At 70.1% G+C, this 15,571-nt stretch carries 17 protein-coding genes and 1 pseudogene; 4 read left to right on the forward strand and 14 right to left on the reverse strand.

The features are described from left to right. Positions 1-1,002 (forward strand): hypothetical protein (locus tag ACLEQD_RS19665; protein WP_410385837.1); only part of this gene is annotated, 1,002 nt, incomplete at its 5' end. A 662-nt stretch (positions 1,003-1,664) separates the two neighbouring features. On the opposite strand, the pseudogene ACLEQD_RS19670 reads toward ACLEQD_RS19665, so the two are convergent. The 9 genes and pseudogenes from ACLEQD_RS19670 to ACLEQD_RS19710 all read right to left on the reverse strand — a co-directional run. Further along, positions 1,665-2,798 (reverse strand): annotated as a pseudogene (locus tag ACLEQD_RS19670) (AMP-binding protein); the annotation flags it as partial. A 25-nt stretch (positions 2,799-2,823) separates the two neighbouring features. After that, entirely contained in the window at positions 2,824-3,741 is a 918-nt protein-coding gene (locus ACLEQD_RS19675) for an alpha/beta fold hydrolase (RefSeq protein WP_410385838.1), read from the reverse strand. Next, positions 3,738-4,187 carry an acyl-CoA thioesterase gene (locus tag ACLEQD_RS19680; RefSeq protein WP_410385839.1) on the reverse strand — a complete coding sequence of 150 codons (450 nt, stop codon included), beginning with the start codon at positions 4,185-4,187 and terminating at the stop codon, positions 3,738-3,740. The genes ACLEQD_RS19675 and ACLEQD_RS19680 overlap by 4 nt, the downstream gene beginning before the upstream one ends. A 42-nt stretch (positions 4,188-4,229) precedes the next feature. Further along, positions 4,230-4,595: a holo-ACP synthase gene (locus tag ACLEQD_RS19685; protein ID WP_338279579.1), complete on the reverse strand. Its 366-nt coding sequence runs from the start codon at positions 4,593-4,595 to the stop codon at positions 4,230-4,232. Next, complete coding sequence (locus ACLEQD_RS19690) at positions 4,595-5,554, reverse strand: ferritin-like domain-containing protein (RefSeq protein WP_410385840.1); 960 nt, start codon at positions 5,552-5,554, stop codon at positions 4,595-4,597. Before ACLEQD_RS19690 ends, ACLEQD_RS19685 begins: the two co-directional genes overlap by 1 nt. Next, on the reverse strand, positions 5,551-5,847 hold the full coding sequence (locus ACLEQD_RS19695) for a hypothetical protein (protein WP_410385841.1): 297 nt from the start codon (positions 5,845-5,847) through the stop codon (positions 5,551-5,553). The genes ACLEQD_RS19690 and ACLEQD_RS19695 overlap by 4 nt, the downstream gene beginning before the upstream one ends. Before the next feature lie 147 nt (positions 5,848-5,994). After that, complete coding sequence (locus ACLEQD_RS19700) at positions 5,995-7,173, reverse strand: CaiB/BaiF CoA transferase family protein (protein ID WP_410385842.1); 1,179 nt, start codon at positions 7,171-7,173, stop codon at positions 5,995-5,997. 90 nt (positions 7,174-7,263) lie between these two features. Continuing rightward, positions 7,264-7,593, reverse strand: coding sequence for an SCP2 sterol-binding domain-containing protein (locus tag ACLEQD_RS19705; protein WP_171418861.1), 330 nt, complete (start codon positions 7,591-7,593; stop codon positions 7,264-7,266). 96 nt (positions 7,594-7,689) lie between these two features. Then, positions 7,690-8,064, reverse strand: a complete 375-nt coding sequence (locus ACLEQD_RS19710; protein ID WP_120528009.1) for a response regulator — start codon at positions 8,062-8,064, stop codon at positions 7,690-7,692. A gap of 208 nt (positions 8,065-8,272) precedes the next feature. Here ACLEQD_RS19710 and ACLEQD_RS19715 point away from each other — a divergent pair, with 208 nt between their 5' ends. From ACLEQD_RS19715 to ACLEQD_RS19725, 3 genes are all read left to right on the forward strand, one after another. Next, a complete protein-coding gene (locus tag ACLEQD_RS19715) occupies positions 8,273-9,055 on the forward strand; it encodes a sensor histidine kinase (RefSeq protein ID WP_410385849.1) in 783 nt (260 codons plus the stop codon). Next, on the forward strand, positions 8,985-9,311 hold the full coding sequence (locus ACLEQD_RS19720; RefSeq protein WP_410385843.1) for an ATP-binding protein: 327 nt from the start codon (positions 8,985-8,987) through the stop codon (positions 9,309-9,311). The genes ACLEQD_RS19715 and ACLEQD_RS19720 overlap by 71 nt, the downstream gene beginning before the upstream one ends. A 78-nt stretch (positions 9,312-9,389) precedes the next feature. Then, a complete protein-coding gene (locus ACLEQD_RS19725; RefSeq protein WP_410385844.1) occupies positions 9,390-9,629 on the forward strand; it encodes a twin-arginine translocase TatA/TatE family subunit in 240 nt (79 codons plus the stop codon). Positions 9,630-9,808: 179 nt separating this feature from the next. Here ACLEQD_RS19725 and ACLEQD_RS19730 read toward each other — a convergent pair whose 3' ends face one another. The 5 genes from ACLEQD_RS19730 to folE all read right to left on the reverse strand — a co-directional run. Further along, a complete protein-coding gene (locus ACLEQD_RS19730; protein WP_410385845.1) occupies positions 9,809-11,680 on the reverse strand; it encodes an AMP-dependent synthetase/ligase in 1,872 nt (623 codons plus the stop codon). Beyond that, a complete protein-coding gene (locus ACLEQD_RS19735) occupies positions 11,677-12,417 on the reverse strand; it encodes a tetratricopeptide repeat protein (RefSeq protein ID WP_410385846.1) in 741 nt (246 codons plus the stop codon). Before ACLEQD_RS19735 ends, ACLEQD_RS19730 begins: the two co-directional genes overlap by 4 nt. Positions 12,418-12,557: 140 nt before the next feature. Further along, a complete protein-coding gene (locus ACLEQD_RS19740) occupies positions 12,558-13,298 on the reverse strand; it encodes an RNA polymerase sigma factor RpoD/SigA (RefSeq protein ID WP_120528004.1) in 741 nt (246 codons plus the stop codon). Between the two features lie 230 nt (positions 13,299-13,528). Further along, positions 13,529-14,956 (reverse strand): FAD-binding oxidoreductase, encoded by a 1,428-nt coding sequence (locus ACLEQD_RS19745; protein WP_410385847.1) that lies wholly within the window; start codon positions 14,954-14,956, stop codon positions 13,529-13,531. Then, on the reverse strand, positions 14,953-15,571 hold a 619-nt coding region (gene folE, locus ACLEQD_RS19750), incomplete at its 5' end, for a GTP cyclohydrolase I (protein WP_410385848.1). The genes folE and ACLEQD_RS19745, both read right to left, overlap by 4 nt.

Below are 15,571 nucleotides of genomic sequence, written 5' to 3' on the forward strand. Positions count from 1 at the left end.
CACGCGGCGGACCCCTCCCGGCCCTGGGCGCTCGCGCACGGCATGGACCTGGACGGGAAGGCCTTCCGCGCACGGGACGGCCGCCCGGCCCCGGACGCCATCGTCGCGGGCTTCCTGCGCCGCGACGCCCCGGACGCGGGGGCCACGGCCCGCTACTTCTTCGACGCCTTCACCCCGGACGGCACGCCCGTGGAGCCGCACCCGGCGCTCCAGGTGAAGACCTTCCTGCTCGCGGGCTACCCGCGCTCGCACACGTTCCGCGCGGCGTGGGGCAAGGTGACGCTGCGCGAGCTGGTGGCGTCGCTCCAGCACGACTTCCGTCCCGCGCTCGCCGCCTCGCCGGATGGGGCGTGGGCGCTGGACGCGCTGTCGCACGTGCTGGAGCCCGGGGGCTCGTTCGTCAACGGCGCGGGAGAGACGGTGCGCATCGACGCGCTCATGGACGCCGCGCTCGCCACGCTGGAGTCCGCGAACGCGGAGCTGGCCCGGGGCATGAAGGCGGGCCTCCCCCAGGTGCCCAAGAACAAGCAGGGCATCTACGCGCACCCGTGTGGCGGGCTCCACTTCTTCCAGGCCGTCGCGGGCTGGGCGCGCTTCCCCGCCGTGCGCAAGGCGTGGGGCTCGCGGCTGGACGCGCAGGTGGACGTGCTGGTGTACCGGCTGGGTTCGGAGGCGCGGCAGTACGAGGCCGCGCTCACCGCCGCGCCCGCGTACCGCGTCCCGGTGCTGGTGCAGATGGTGAAGTTCTACGGCCACTTCCTGGAGGCGCTGGGACGCTACCGGGACGAGACGGGCTGGAAGCCCACGCCCGCGCAGGCCCGCGCGGTGCAGGAGGCGCGTGCCGCGCTGGAGAGCGCCACGCTCCGGCTGGAGGCCACCGGCGCCTTCCGCGACACGGAAGGCCTGGCCCGGACGCAGCCCCAGCTCGCCCTGGACCTGGTGGGCGATGCGTGCCACGCGGCGCGCGGCTGGGACCTGTGGGCCTCCGCGAAGGCCCGGTGAAGCTCAGGCGTCGGCGCGGGCGTCGGCCCGAGCGTCGGCCGAACCTCAGGCCCGTCCTGACGCTGTCCGCCGGGCCGCAGGCGCTGGAGGCCCGCGGAGAGGGCGGCCTTCCCGGAGGCCATCCACCGGCGGCCCCGCTGCCGCGCGACCATCACCGAGCCCAGCACGAGCCGCTGGGCGCGCATCTGGAGCAGGTCCGCGCGCAGCTCCATGGGCGTCACGGTGCGGATGCGGCCCTGCTCGTAGGCCTCCGTGATGGCGCGGCGCTGGAGCTTGCCGCTGCTCGTCTTCTGGAGCTGGCCGTAGCGGATGAAGAGGACGTCCTCCTGCGCGAGCGTCACGCCCACCGTCTCCAGCACCGACTGGCAGACCTGCTTGCGGCTTTCGGCCAGGCGCTCCAGCGCGGACGGGTGGTTCACCTCCGCCAGCACCACGAGGCGGCCCTTCACCTGGATGACGGCGGTGCGGCCCGGCCGGATGAAGGGCAGCCGCTCCACGGCCTGCTCGAAGTCCGCGGAGAAGAAGCTCTGGCCGTTGACCTTGATGCGGTCGTTGATCCGCCCGGTGATGAAGAGCTCGCCGCCCTTCTGGAAGCCCAGGTCGCCCGTGGCGTAGAAGCCCTCCTCGCCGCGCAGGGGCCGGTCGTCCAGGAAGTACGACGGGGCCAGGCTGCCGCCGCGCAGCTCGATTTCGCCCATCTCCCCCTCGCCGCACACCCGGCCGTCCTCCGCGCGCAGCCGCACCTCGAACTCCGTCAGCGGCTGGCCCACGGAGATGGCGGGCTGGCCGTTGGGCGCGGTGATGACGCGCACCGGCTGGCCCGGCGGCACGCTCGCGACCATCAGCACCGTCTCCGCCATGCCGTAGCAGGGCATGAACACGTCGCGCCGCAGACCGCACGGGGCGAGGAGCTCCAGGAACTGCTCCAGGTTGGGGATGTTGATGGGCTCGCTGCCCAGGTAGATGCTGCGCACGCGCGACAAGTCCAGCCGCTTCAGGTCGTCCGCGTCCGCCGACTTGAGCGACTTCAGCGCGTAGTCGATGGCGAAGTTGGGGATGACGGAGCCCATCACCTTCTCGGAGGAGATGAGCTCCAGCCAGCCCATGGGGTCCATCAGGAACGAGGCGGGCTGCGACAGCAGCAGGTCGTTGCCCACAGCGAGGCAGGTGAGCAGCCCGCCGATGAGCCCCATGTCGTGGTACAGCGGCAGCCAGCTCGTCACCCGGTCCTCGGACGTGCGGCCGTCGTGCCGGGTGATCATCCGCAGGTTCGCGGCCAGGTTCTCCTGGGTGATGGGCACGCCCTTGGGGAACGACGTGGACCCCGACGAGAACTGCACGAACGCCAGCTCTCCCGGCGCCACCTCGCGCAGCTTCACGCCCGAGCGCTTCGCCCCCGCGGGCGGCAGCGGCAGCCGCTCCAGGGGCAGCTCCAGCCCGGCCAGGCTCGGCGCGTCCAGCACGAGCGCGGCGCCGTAGCGCTCCCGGATGCGCGCGAGGAAGTCCCGGTAGGGCCCCTTCGGCGTGCTCAGGATGTACGGCTTCACGGACAGGGGCACCGCGCCCAGCTCCATCAGCCCCAGGAACGCGAAGATGACGGGCGAGGAGGTCTCGAAGGGCAGCACCACGCGCGTGCCCGGCGTGATGCCTCGCGCGCGGAAGTGCTCCGCCGCCCCGGCCACCCGCGAGGCGAACTCCCGGTAGGGCACGAACTCCGGCGGGCCGACGAAGTCTTCGTAGAGAAACAGGCCGCGTCGCGGATCCGCCGACTCCAGCCGCTGGATGATGTCGAGCATGCTGTTCTCCCCTCCTCGTGGTTCTTCAGTGCGCGGGCGCCGTCTGGCGCATCCACGTGAGGACGCGGGGCAACACCTCGGCGCGGGCGCGCTCTCCGCGCACCACGTCGAAGTGGCCCGCCTCCCAGCTCAGCCCCTGCGCGCGCCCCAGGACGGCCAGCTCCTTGCGAGCGCTGCCCAGGTGGGCCACCAGCTTCTGCGCGCGCGGGGGTGACGCATGGAACGCGTCCGCCGCGCCCACGCCCGCGAACACCGGCAGCGTCACCTGGCCCAGCGCGCTCCAGTAGTCCGTCGCGCCGTCCGCGCTGCGGAACGCGCCCGTGGGCGCCCAGTCCGTGAACTGCCGCATCACGCCCGCGGGTTCGTCCCAGGGCCCCTGCTTCAGCGCCTTCGCCGGGAAGCGCCCCAGCACTCCCGCCACCGCGGAGGAGAAGCCCAGCTGGAAGCGCTTCTTGAACCCGCCGTCGCTGAAGTCGTTCACCGCCGAGGACAGCGTGCACACGCCGGACAGCGACGCCTGGAGCGACGGGTCCACCCCCAGCGCCGCCAGCGCCGCGTAGCCCGCCATGCTGTGGGCCAGGAGGAACAGCGGCCCGGGGTGGCGCGCGCGCACGGCCCGCACCAGGTCCGGGAGGTCGTGGCGCACGTACGTGTCGAAGCTCCAGTCATACGCGCGCTTCGCGGGCCAGCGGCTCTTGCCATGGCCGCGCAGGGACGCGACGTAGGCCACGCAGCCCTCGTCCACGAAGTAGCGCGCGGGCCCGTCGCCCTGCCCGCCCAGGAAGAAGCGGCCGTCGGAGAACAGGCCCGGGACGAAGAGGATGCCGGGCGCGGAGGCGGGCGTCGCGGACGTGCGCGCCTCCACGACGTGCAGCGCGTGCTCCTGGGACGTGGGGACCCAGAACTCCTGCGAGGCGAACTCCGGCTTCGCGTTCGTGCTCATGGGAGAGACTCCTGGGTGGTGGTGGCCGCCGGGACGCGCGCGGCGTCCAGGAACTGCTGCAGCGACGCCAGTGAGCGGGCCCGCGCGTCCAGGAAGGCCACGCTCACCAGGGCCTCCACCGCCAGCGGCCCGTCCCCCGCCAGGAACACGCGCTGCCGGAACCGGGCGCGGTAGTTGAGGCCGTCCTCCTCCAGCTCGTCCGCGGCGGGCGACTCCAGCTCCGTGTGCACCACCACGTCGCCCGGGGGAATCTCCCGGCGGTAGTCCACCTCCACGCGCGACACCACCGCCACCACCGGCCCGCCGCGCGTCAGCCCCTGCCGCTCCAGCCAGGCCCAGCGGCCGGCCTCCAGGTACTCCAGGGTGGTGGCGTTGTTCACGTGCCCCAGGACATCCAGGTCGTTGGGACGCACGCGCAACGTGAGGGAGGACTCTTGGAAGTGCACGGGGAGATGTCCTTCTGGCTGCCGGGGGGGGCGGCAGCGACTTCAGGGGGACGGAGCGCGCGTCACGAGGACCACGGTCGAGACGAACCCTCCGCTATGCGACAGCGATACAGCGACCTGCAGGCCCTCGCGCGCCACGTGCGCCGCGAGCGTGCCGTGGAACCGGAAGCGCGGCGCGTGCCGCGCGTCGTGGACGAGCTCGGCGTCGGTCCAGAACCAGCCGTCCACGGCGGGCAGCGCCTTGAAGAGGGCCTCCTTCGCGCTGAAGCCCGCCGCCAGGCTCTGCTCCGGGTTCGCCGCGCGCTCGAAGTGGGCGAGCTCCGCGGCGGTGAAGAAGACGTCCGGCTCCCGCAGGGCCCGTGCGGCCTCCAGCTCCGTGACGGACTGGAGGTCGTGGCCCAGGCCCATCAGCACCCGACCAGGTCCATCCAGGTGTCCTCCACCTCCTCGCGCGACGTCACCGTGAGGCCGGTGATGCGCTTGAGGGCGTGGAAGATGAGCTGCTCCTTCTTGCGCAGCGCGTCCGGCGCGTAGAAGCCCTCGCGGTGCTCCAGCTGATCCCACCAGTTGACGTGGGTGTCGCGGGATTCCACGCGCTCGCGCTTGCTGCCGTGCACCTCGCCGCCGTCGCGCAGGAACAGGTGCGCCACCGCGAACGCCTCCTTCGCCTTGTACGCGCCGCTGTCCACCAGCGCCTTCGCGAAGGCGACGAAGTAGGTCATGTGCTGCACCTCGTCCGCGGCCACCTGCTTGAACAGCGCCCGCAGGCCCGGGGCCTGGACCCTCTGCGCGCACTGGCCGTAGTCCACCGCCGCCACTACCTCGGAGATGGCCAGCAGCGTGAGCGTGCGCAGCATGTCGTCGTCGGGGAACACCTTGCGGAACTCGATGAAGGTGGCGTCGGTGACGGGCTCCAGCCGCAGCACCGTGGACAGGCGGTTGAACGCCGTCTCGTGGTGCGCCTCCTCCTCGTTCCAGTAGCGGCTCCACGTGCCGCACGCCTGCATGATGGCGGCGACGGTGGGGTTCGTCTCCTGCCACCGGCGGCACTCCAGGTCCGCCAGCCGCTCCAGCCGGTCCGCGCCCGGCTTCGTCGTCAGCTCCGCGCGCCCCGCGTTCCACACCAGGTGCCGGTCGGCTTCACCGATGCGCGTGAAGTCCACCTGGGAGAGCAGCTCCACCACGCTCCAGCGCCGCGACTCGTGCAGCCGCTGCTGCTCCCAGGTGACGTCCACCAGCGACAGGCCGCGCTGCGTGAGGGCTTCGTACAGCTCCAACAGGATGGCCGGGCGGCCTTCGGACGGCGGGAGGGGGGAGGAGGCGACGGTCGCTGCTTCGTGCTCGAGGCTTCGCGCCAGGACGCTCATGCCGACTTTCGCTCCGGGTTCGTGACTTCGCCCATGAATACCGCCAGGACCTTCGACACGGGGGTATCCAGGGACAATGCGGGCAGGCGCACCCGCAGTCCAAAGTCCTTGCGCAGCCCGTTGGACGTGCGGGCAAAGGCCTCCATCAAGTCCACGCTGTTGGTCATCCGCTCGGAGCGTGTAATCAGCGCCGAGAGGCTCAGGTCCTCGGAGAAAAGCTCTGCCTCCGTGAGACCCACGTTTTCTGCGAACTTCTTTCGGATGTAGGACTCGAGCTCCTGCGCGTCGGGCACGGGGGACCTTCCTTCCCAGGGCTTGAAAGTCGATTTTCCAGTCAGAAAACAGGAAAGATCTAACTGTGGCCCCAGAGCTGTCAATCAGCAACGGGTCACTTCGGATCCGCTTACGAACCCGCCTTCACGGGTCGTTTCACGCGGTACTCATGCAATCAGGCGCGAGATTTCCTCGGCGGTGAAACCCGCGTCTTCCAGGATGACGCGCGAGTGCTGGCCCAGCGCGGGCGGTGGACGCAGCGCGACGTCGCCCATGCGCAGCGGCGTGAGCAGGTGCGTGACGCGGATGCCGCGCTGCGCATCCTCCGCCTCCACGAAGAGGCCGCGCGCGCGCAGCTGCGGATCCGCCAGCACCTCGTCGCCCTCCGCCACCGGCTCCACGCAGAACTCCGCGCCGGAGAGCTGCTCGCGCCAGTGCGCCAGGGGCTGGCCCGCGAAGACGCGGGTGAGCTCCGCCTTCACGCGAGAGCTGGCTTCACCGCCGGTGTACGCGTCGTCCAGGAGCTCCGGGCGGCCCAGCTTCGCGCAGAGCGCGCCGAAGAACTTGGGCTCCAGCGCGCCCACCGCGAGCCAGCGGTCGTCCGCGGTGCGGTACAGGCCGTAGCTGGGATAGCCGCCGTTGAGCGGCTCGCGTCCGCGCTGGAGCGGCGCGCCCTCCTTCCCCATGAACAGGCGCGAGGCCAGGTGCAGGTGGAGGAACGCCAGCGCGCCGTCCGTCATGGACACGTCCACGAAGCGGCCCACGCCGGTGCGCTCGCGCTCGTACAGCGCGGCCAGGATGCCCACCAGCGCGAAGAGGCTCCCCCCGCCGATGTCCGCCACCTGCACGCCCGGGAACGCGGGCGCGCCGCCGGGCTCGCCGCCGTAGCCCAGCAGGCCCGCGCGGGCCACGTAGTTGAGGTCATGCCCCGCCTTGAGCCGGTCCGGCCCCGTCTGGCCGTAGCCGGAGATGGCGCAGTAGATGAGCCGGGGGTTCTGCTGGCGCAGCACCGCTTCGCCCACGCCCAGCTTGTCCATGACGCCGGGGCGGAAGCTCTCCACCAGCACGTCGTAGCCGGACACCAGGCGCACGAGCGCGTCGCGGCCCTCCGGCGTCTTGAGGTTCAGCGTGAGCGAGCGCTTGTTGCGGTGCAGCCCGTAGTAGAGCGCGCCCTCGCCGTCGCGGTGCGGCGGCATGTGGCGGGTGGCGTCCCCCACGTCCGGATCCTCCACGGTGTCCACCGTGGCGCCCAGGTCCGCCAGCACCAGCGTCGCGTACGGGCCGGGCAACAGGCGCGACAGGTCCAGCACTCGCAGGCCGGCGAGAGGGGAAGACGGCTCAGGCATGAAAGGGGGCTCCAGGGGGAGGTGGAGACATGCGGACGGCGCGTCCCCTCGAGGGTGACGCGCCGTCGGTACGACACGATACGGAGAGGCTCAGCCCAGCAGCTTCGCCAGCTTCATGGCGAGGCCCATGTCCATGGGCTTGAACTTGAGCTTGCCCTGCATGGCGGCCATCTGCGCGTTGAGCTTCTTCTCCGTGATCTTCACGAAGTCGTCGTTGCTGACGGAGACCGTCATCTTCGACGCGCCGTTGATGCCCTCGGACACCCAGCCCTCGGACTTGGTGGTGTCCAGCGTCCACTTGCCGCCGCCCTCACCCGAGACGTCGAAGTGGATGACGGCGTTGATCTCCTTCGCCAGCTCAGGCTTCGCCTGCAGCCGGTTGGGGATCTCCGTCTCGATGATTTCCTTCGCGGTCGCCATGACTCGCTCCTTTGATCAGCGTTGATTGGTGAATCAAGCCTGCGCGGACCGTAATGGCGCCCCACCGTCGGGTCAAGCACGGCCCTGTGCGGCGCCTCAGACGCGCGAGGTGTCCACCGGGGGGCTGAGCGACTGTCGCACCATCGACAGCAGGTCGTTGAGCTCGAAGGGCTTGGCCAGGTGGCCCATGGCGCCAATGTCCTTCGCCTTGCTGCCGACGTTGCGGTCCGCGCTGAGGACGATGATGGGGATGGCCGCGAAGTCCGGCTTCTGGCGCATGCGCTGGGCGAACTCCCAGCCGTCCATCACCGGCATCATCAAGTCCAACAGGATGAGGTGGGGAGGGTCCGGCTCCAGGCGCTCCAGGGCCTCCTTGCCGTTGCGGGCCCGGCGGATCTCGAAGCCCTCGGCTTCGAGGATCTCCGACAGGGCCTCCAGGATGTCGGGATCATCGTCCACGACCAGAACCACGGGTGCGCCAGTGTGCTGTGCGTTGAGCGAGGTCAGAGGTGTCTCCTCGATACCGCTACCAAGGGGCGATCATCCACCATCAGCGGCCCTCCTGGCGCAAGAAATTAAGGGCCTTCGCCCCAGAGCGGGAGCCCGTTGCAAAACCGACAGTCACTGCCCACCCTTCCGGTGATTCGAGGCACGGGCAGGGGAGGTCCGCGTGACGTGGATGGGGGAGACACCTGGGAGCAACGAGGCGGCACCGGGGCTCGCGCTGCTGCCCCGCCAGGGGACGCCACGCCTGCTCGGTCCCCTGCTGTTGGATTACCTGGGGCTGGAGGCCCTGCCTCCCGCTCCGGGCGCGGCGGGCATCGACGGGCTGATGGCCGCCGCGGGCTTCCGCCGGCGCGACGGCGAGCGGAACCTGTGGGAGCGCGAGGACCGCACCCTGCTGGTGGGCGAGGAGCCGCTGGAGGACGGCGGACGGCTGGTGTGGGCGCTGCCGGTGCCCTGGAGCGAGGGGCAGGCTTCGTCCCGGGCCTCGATGACCGGCGAGCGCGTGGCGGACCGCGTGCGCTACCTGTCGCTCGCGTCGCACGACCTGCGCGGGTCGCTGGCCAACATCCGCTCGTACGCGGCGCTGCTGCTCAACGGGCGCATCCCGCTGGAGCCCAAGGCGCAGCGCGGGCTGGAGACCATCCTGCGCAACGCGGACCGGGCGCTCTCCTTCGCCCAGGACTTCTTCGACTCCAGCCGCGCGGACCTGGGCGCGCTCGCGTGTGAGCGCGAGCGCCAGCCGCTCCTGCCCATCCTGGACGCCGCGGTGGAGCGCACGCGGGCCGCCGCCTCCGCCGCCAGCGTGGCGCTGGTGCTGGACGAGCTGCCGGAGCTGCCGACGTGCGGTGGACGCGGGCCGCATCCAGCACGCGGTGGAGGCCTTCGTGCACCACCTGCTGGGACGCGCGCAGCCCGGCGAGTCGCTCCACGTGCGCGCCGCCCGGCTGGGGCATGAGGTGCGGGTGGAGGTGCGCCGCGACGGCGCGGCCGTTCCGGAAGAGGACATCACCGCCGTCTTCCAGTGCGAGGAGCGCGCCTTCCGCGAGCGCAAGCTGGAGGATCCGCTGCGCGTCTTCCTGGCCCGGCAGGAGGTGGAGGCCCATGGCGGCCAGGTCGGTGCCCAGGCGGACGTGGGCGGCACCACCCTCTTCCTCACGCTGCCGGTGTCCTTGTCGGAAGAACTCGGGCATCCAGCGGGCTGGCAGGCGTGAGTCGCGGAAGCGGGAGTTGCTAGCGCGACCCACCTCCCACCGGTATGCTCCCCCGCGCATTTCGCGAGGAGCGAAGCCATGGGTTTGAAGCTTCCTGAGATTCTTCTGATTTTCGCGGCGTTGCTGCTGCTGTTCGGCGGCTCGCGGCTGCCGCAGCTGGGCTCGTCCCTGGGCAGCGCGCTGCGCAACTTCAAGCGCGGCTTCTCCAGCGACGACGACAAGGACGACGCCAGCGACAAGAAGCCCGGCACGCTGTCCGCGTCCTCCAGCGTGGACAAGGACGTCGCCGCCGCGAAGTCGCCCAGCCACAACGCCTGACGCCGTCCGGGTGGGCCCGGGAAGGCCCCGCCCCCGACGCAAAAAAAGTACATCACCGCCGTTCACCCGTGACGCCCGTACCCTGGTCCGCTCTCAAGCGGCCATGGACGGGCGTCGGGCGTTTCAGCCGGGCGCGCCCCCCGCGACCTGAAGTCACGGGGGTGCGCCTGGGGCGTGCCTCAGTCCCCGCCGCCCTTGCCGCTGGCGTACATGGCGTCGATGAACTTCATGTACTTCTGGCTGGCCACCTTGCGCTTCACCTTGAGGGTGGGCGTGAGCTCGCCGGACTCCTGCGTGAAGTCCGCCGTCATCACCTGGAACTTCTTGATGGTGGAGTACGGAGGGATCTCCGCGTTCACCTTCTTGAAGATCTCCTCGATGGCGGTGCGGATCTCCGGCCGCTGGGAGTTCTGCTCGTAGCTGCCCACCGGGGCGCCCTTGTCCTCCAGCAGCTTGCGCGCCGGATCCTCCGACACGGTGACGAGCGCGACGAGGTACGGCTGCTTGTCGCCGTACACCATGGCCTGGCTGATGAGCGGGAAGGTCTTGAGCGTGTTCTCGATGTTCTGCGGCGCCACGTTCTTGCCGCCCGCGGTGACGATGATGTCCTTCTTGCGGTCGGTGATGCGCAGGTAGTTGTCGGAGTCCACCTCGCCGATGTCGCCGGTGTGGAACCAGCCGTCCGGATCCAGCACCTCCTTGGTGGCCTCCTCGTTCTTGTAGTAGCCCTTCATCACGCAGGGGCCACGCACCAGGATTTCACCGTCCGCGGCGATCTTGATCTCCGTGCCCGGCACCGGCGGGCCCACGGTGCCGATCTTGATCTTCTCCACCCGGTTGGCGTTGCACGGGGCGCTCGTCTCCGTGAGGCCGTAGCCCTCCAGCACCTTGAGGTCGAGCAGGTCGAAGAAGTAGGCGATCTTCCGGGACAGCGGCGCGCCGCCGGAGATGAAGATGCGCATGTTGCCGCCCAGCTTCTCGTCCAGCGTCTTGCGCACCTTGGAGAACACCAGCTTCTTCGCCAGGGAGAACTGGAGCGAGCTGTACTCGCGGCCCTGCCCCTTGGCCTCGGCGTACTCGTCGAAGAGGCCGAAGGCCCACTTGAAGAGCTTGCCCTTCATGCCGGGGGCCGCGGAGCCGTTGGCCACGACGTTGTTGTAGACCTTCTCGAACACGCGCGGCACGGACGGCAGCACCGTGGGGCGCGTCTCCGCCAGGTTCGCCAGCAGCTTGTCCACCGACTCCGCGATGATGAGCCGGAAGCCCATGGACAGCCACGCGGCCTTCACCACCTGGGCGAACACGTGCGCCAGGGGCAGGAACAGCATGACGGAGTCCTCGGGCTTCATCATGCCCATGGCCTGGGTGGCCTTCGCTTCATAGGCCCAGTTGCCGTGGGTGAGGATGACGCCCTTGGGGGCGCCGGTGGTGCCGGAGGTGTAGATGAGCAGGTTGGTGTCGTCCGACTTCACCTGCCCCACGCGCTCGGCGAACGCGGCCTCGGTGGCCTGCGGGTGGCCCTTGCCGGAGGCGACCATGTCCGCGAGCGTCAGCTCCTTGTCGCCGGAGACGGGGCCCTCGAAGACGACGATCTTCTCGAGCGACGGGATGCTCGCCAGCTTGGAGCGCACGCGCGAGAGGCGCCCGGCCTGCTTGGCGTCCTTCTCGTCGGAGTCGACGAGCAGGAGCTTCGTCTCCGAGTGGTTCAGGATGTAGTGGCACTCATCCGGCGTGTTGGAGCCGTAGATGGGCACCGTGATAGCCTGGGCCGCGCTGATGGCCAGGTCCGCGATGATCCACTGGAGGCTGGTGTTGGCGAAGATGGCCACCCGGTCCCCGGGCTGGACGCCCTGGGCGATGAGGCCCGCCGCCTGCGCCTTCACGTCCTCCAGCACCTGCGCGTACGTGACGTCCTGCCAGCGCCCGTCCTTCTTGTGCGTGACGCCCACCTTGGAGGCGTTCTGGGCCCGCTGAACGAGCAACTGGACGAGGTTCTGCTCCTGCGTCCCGCCCGCCGCGGGAGCCGTCGTGACCTGACTCTCTGCCCTCACTTGAGCTCCTCCTGGATGTCGGCATCCACCTTCTTGGCCCACTGCTGCACGCGCTGCCCCTCCGCGGGGTTGTACGCGGTGCTTCCCTGCTTGACCTTCTGAATGGCCGCGCTCGCTTCCTTCGCCTTGCCGTCCTTCAGCAACGTCTCAGCAAGGTAGTAGTGCGCGCGCAGCGACTGCGGAAACTTGGCGATCGCCTTCTGGTAGTACTCCACGGACTTGTCCAGGTCGCGCTTCGGCCAGGGCAGTTCATAGAAATAACGCCCCTTCACCAGCCAGGGACCGCCGTACTCGTACGTGGGGTCGATCTTCAGCGCGGTGTCCAGGCGCTCATTGAACTTGCCCTCCAGGCCGTCCCCCAGCGCCTTCATGATGCCCACGGCCTGCGAGTAGGACCCGATGCCGCAGGCGGCGTAGTAGTAGCCCTCCACGCGCGCGGGCTGGAGCTTCGCGGCCTTGTCCCCGGCCTCCCAGGTCTGCTTGCCCAGGACCATCTTGAGCTTCTTCTCCGGGGCGCCGTCCGCCTGCCACTGGAGGATGCGCGCCTTGCGCCACGCCAGGTCGAAGTCGTCCGGCGCGGCCTTCAGCGCCTCGGACACCTCCTTGTCCAGCGCCTTCACCGACTCCGCGTCGCCACGCTTGGCGTACAACGCGTCGAGTTGGTCGAGCAGCGCGGGATCCGCGGCGTGTGCCGGGATGGCCCAAAGCACCCAAAGGGCAAGCAATTTCAAGCGCATCGAAATGCCTTAGCACGCACGCTTGCCCACCATCAACCGAACGCGCCAGACGCAGCGCGGCAAAAAAGAAGACGGGGTCGGCAAGGTGCGAACACCCCGCCAGACCCCGTCACCGATGCAACAGTCGCGGTCCCGCCGCTTCAGGCCGCGTCGGCCGTGGCGGTGTGCTCCTCGTTCTCATTGAACGCGATGAGGTAGCGCTCCAGGAAGTTCTTCGTCTTCAGCTCCACCTGGCGCACGCGCTCGCGCGACACGCCCCAGCGCTGGCCCAGCTCCTCCAGCGTCAGCGGCTTGTCCTGCGTGAGGCGCTCCTGGAGGATGTCCCAGCCCAGGTCGCCAATGCGCTTGCGCACCTTGGCCAGGGCCTCCTGGATTTCGGTGTCCTGCTCGCGGGAGAGGAACGTCTCCTGCGGCGAGGGACCGCCGTCCTCGATGCGGTCGAGGAAGGTCGTCTCCCCCTCCTCGTCGATGGTGGCGTCCAGCGAGAAGTCCACCATGCTGCCGCGCTCCGCCTCACCGCCGCGCACCTGGCTGCGGTTGTCCTTCAGGTAGCGGGTGATGTAGGCGCGGATCCACCAGACGGCATAGGTGGCGAAGCGCACGTTCTTCTTCGGGTCGAAGTGCTCGATGGCCTTCATGAGGCCGACGTTGCCTTCCTGGATGAGGTCGTCCAGGCGGGCCCCGCGGTTGGCGAACTTCTTCGCCACGGCGACCACGAAAGCGAGGTTGGAGCTGGCGAGCGTCTGTCGGGCGCTCTCGTCACCCTTGCGGGCCTGGCGGGCCAGCTCGTACTCCTGTTCACGCGTGAGCTGCTGGTGCCCGCCCAGGTGACGCAGGTAATGCGAAAGGCCCTCTGCCGCGTACTTCGTCGAGTTGGCCATGATTTCCCGTCCTTCCGTTCGTAACTGCCGGACGCGATGAATCCCCCGACGAACCGCGTCCATCTGTCACTAGGACGCGCAACGACGGAAAGGGTTTCTCATTCCTTCCAAGAAGGGCATTTCGCCCGCTTACCCTTGTCAAAAGCCCGTCACGCGCTCGCCCTTCCGGGCCATTGGACGCGTGCGACGCGACGGGTGGGACAGCACCTACGTTTCCGGCCACGGAGTCTTCAACGCCTGGCGGCGGGGAAGATTTTCTCGGGGTTGAGCAGGCCTGATGGATCAAAAAAGGCTTTCAGGCGGCGCTGGAGTTCCAGCAGCGCGGGCGACTGCTCCAGCGCCAGATATTCCCGCTTCGCGTGCCCCACCCCGTGTTCTCCGGTGATGGTGCCGCCCAACTCCACGGTGAGCATCAGCATGCGGCGCAGCGCCTCGTCGACGAGGGGGCGCTGGGCGGGGCCGTCGTAGAGGATGTTGGCGTGCAGGTTGCCGTCACCGGCGTGGCCATACGTGGCCACGGTGAGCCCCAGCTCCCCGCCCAGCTTCTTCAGCCGCTCGATGATTTCGGGAATTTTCGAGCGGGGCACCACGATGTCCTCGGAAATCTTGGCTGGCTTGAGCGCGCGCAGGGCCGGGGAGATCACGCGCCGCGCGGCCCACAGCTTCTCGCGCTGGGACTCGTCCTGCGCCACCAGGGTCTGGGTGGCGCCGTGCCGTTCACAGATGCCCCCCAGCAGCTGGAGCTCCGCGAAGACGCCCTCGGGCGTGTTGCCATCGACCTCGGCGATGAGGGCGGCGCCCGCGCCCGGGGGGAACTGGAAGCTGCCCCGGTGCACGATGGCCTGGACGGCGACCTCGTCGATGAGCTCCAGGCAGCGCGGCAGGATGCCGGCGGCGAGCACCGCGGAGACGCCCCGCGCCGCCTCCAGCACGGAGGGGAACACCACCAGCGCGGTCATCACCTGGCGGGGCAGCGGAATCAGCTGCACCGTGATTTCGGTGGCCACGCCGAGCGTGCCCTCGGAGCCGACGAACAGCCCCACCAGGTCATAGCCGGCCACGCCCTTGATGGTGCGCCGGCCCACGCGCAGCACCTCGCCATCCGGCATCACCCACTCCAGGCCGATGACGTAGTCGCGCGTGACGCCGTACTTCAGGGCGCGCGGGCCGCCGGCGTTCTCCGCCACGTTGCCGCCCAGGGTGCAGAACTCCCAGGAGTTCGGGTCGGGTGGATAGAAGAGGCCCTGGGTCTCCACCGCCTTCATCAGGTCGCCCGTCACCACGCCGGGCTCCACCACCGCGGTGAGGTCCTCCGTGGAGATGGAGCGGATCCGGTTCATGCGCTCCAGGCTCACCGCCATGCCGCCCTTGAGGGGCAGCGAGCCACCGCTCTTGCCGCTGCGCGCGCCGCAGGGGGTGAAGGGCACGCCGTGCGCCTGGCACGCCTTGAAGATGGCGGACACCTGCGCGGTCGTCTCCGGAAGGAGGACGGCGTCGGGCTGGTAGACGCCGCTGTCGGACTCGTCGCGCGCGTAGGCGTCGAGCGTGTCCGCGTCGCGCTTCACCTGGCCTTCGGACAGCACGCCCGCCAGGGCCTCCAGCACCTCCGCCACGCGCTCGGGCGCCACCCGTTCGAAGCGTTGGGCGGCGGGGTTCATCTTCCCGTCCCCGGCCGTGCCCCCAGGCGGGCCCACAGCTCGCGGCGCAGGGGGCCGTCGCGGCGCAGGCGCCCTTCATAGGCCTCCGCGTGGGTGACGGCGTCGCGCTGGTGGTCCGCCCTCAGCCGCAGGCACGCCTGCTCTGCTTCGAGGATGCAGGCGGTGGCGGGGCTGCCGAGCACGCGGGCGAGCGCGCGCGCCACCTGCCGGGCCAGGTCCTCCTGGAGGATGAGCCGGTGCGCGAAGGAGTCCACCAGCGCGCCAATCCGCCCGAAGCCCACCACGCGCGAACCCGGCACGTAGGCCACGTGCGCGCGGCCGGTGAAGGGCAGCAGGTGGTGCGGGCACATGGAATGGAAGCGCAGGTCCGTCACCACCACCAGCTCCCCGGAGGAGTCCGCGGGCGCGGGGTACGTCTTCCCGAGCACCTCCTCGGGCGTGCGGCCGTAGCCGTCGAGGAAGCCGTTCGCCCACACGTCGGCCACGCGCGTGGGCGTGTCCACCAGGTTCACGTCCTGGAGGTCGAGCCCTGCGGCGGTGAGGAAGTCGCGGACCGCCCGGGCCATGGCGGCGGGATCGGGGCGCACGGCGCGAGGGGCCGGGGCCTTGGCGGCA

It is taken from the genome of Corallococcus sp. 4LFB, from assembly GCF_046520365.1.
Classification (GTDB): Bacteria; Myxococcota; Myxococcia; order Myxococcales; family Myxococcaceae; genus Corallococcus; species Corallococcus caeni.

Coding starts and splice junctions, on each gene's coding strand:
- ACLEQD_RS19675 (WP_410385838.1), bottom strand. CDS start 3,741: ATGAGCACGAACGCGAAGCCGGAGTTCGCCTCGCAGGAGTTCTGGGTC.
- ACLEQD_RS19700 (WP_410385842.1), bottom strand. CDS start 7,173: ATGCCTGAGCCGTCTTCCCCTCTCGCCGGCCTGCGAGTGCTGGACCTG.
- ACLEQD_RS19715 (WP_410385849.1), top strand. CDS start 8,273: ATGGGGGAGACACCTGGGAGCAACGAGGCGGCACCGGGGCTCGCGCTG.
- ACLEQD_RS19725 (WP_410385844.1), top strand. CDS start 9,390: ATGGGTTTGAAGCTTCCTGAGATTCTTCTGATTTTCGCGGCGTTGCTG.
- ACLEQD_RS19735 (WP_410385846.1), bottom strand. CDS start 12,417: ATGCGCTTGAAATTGCTTGCCCTTTGGGTGCTTTGGGCCATCCCGGCA.
- ACLEQD_RS19745 (WP_410385847.1), bottom strand. CDS start 14,956: ATGAACCCCGCCGCCCAACGCTTCGAACGGGTGGCGCCCGAGCGCGTG.
- ACLEQD_RS19740 (WP_120528004.1), bottom strand. CDS start 13,298: ATGGCCAACTCGACGAAGTACGCGGCAGAGGGCCTTTCGCATTACCTG.
- ACLEQD_RS19685 (WP_338279579.1), bottom strand. CDS start 4,595: ATGGGCCTGGGCCACGACCTCCAGTCCGTCACGGAGCTGGAGGCCGCA.
- ACLEQD_RS19705 (WP_171418861.1), bottom strand. CDS start 7,593: ATGGCGACCGCGAAGGAAATCATCGAGACGGAGATCCCCAACCGGCTG.
- ACLEQD_RS19690 (WP_410385840.1), bottom strand. CDS start 5,554: ATGAGCGTCCTGGCGCGAAGCCTCGAGCACGAAGCAGCGACCGTCGCC.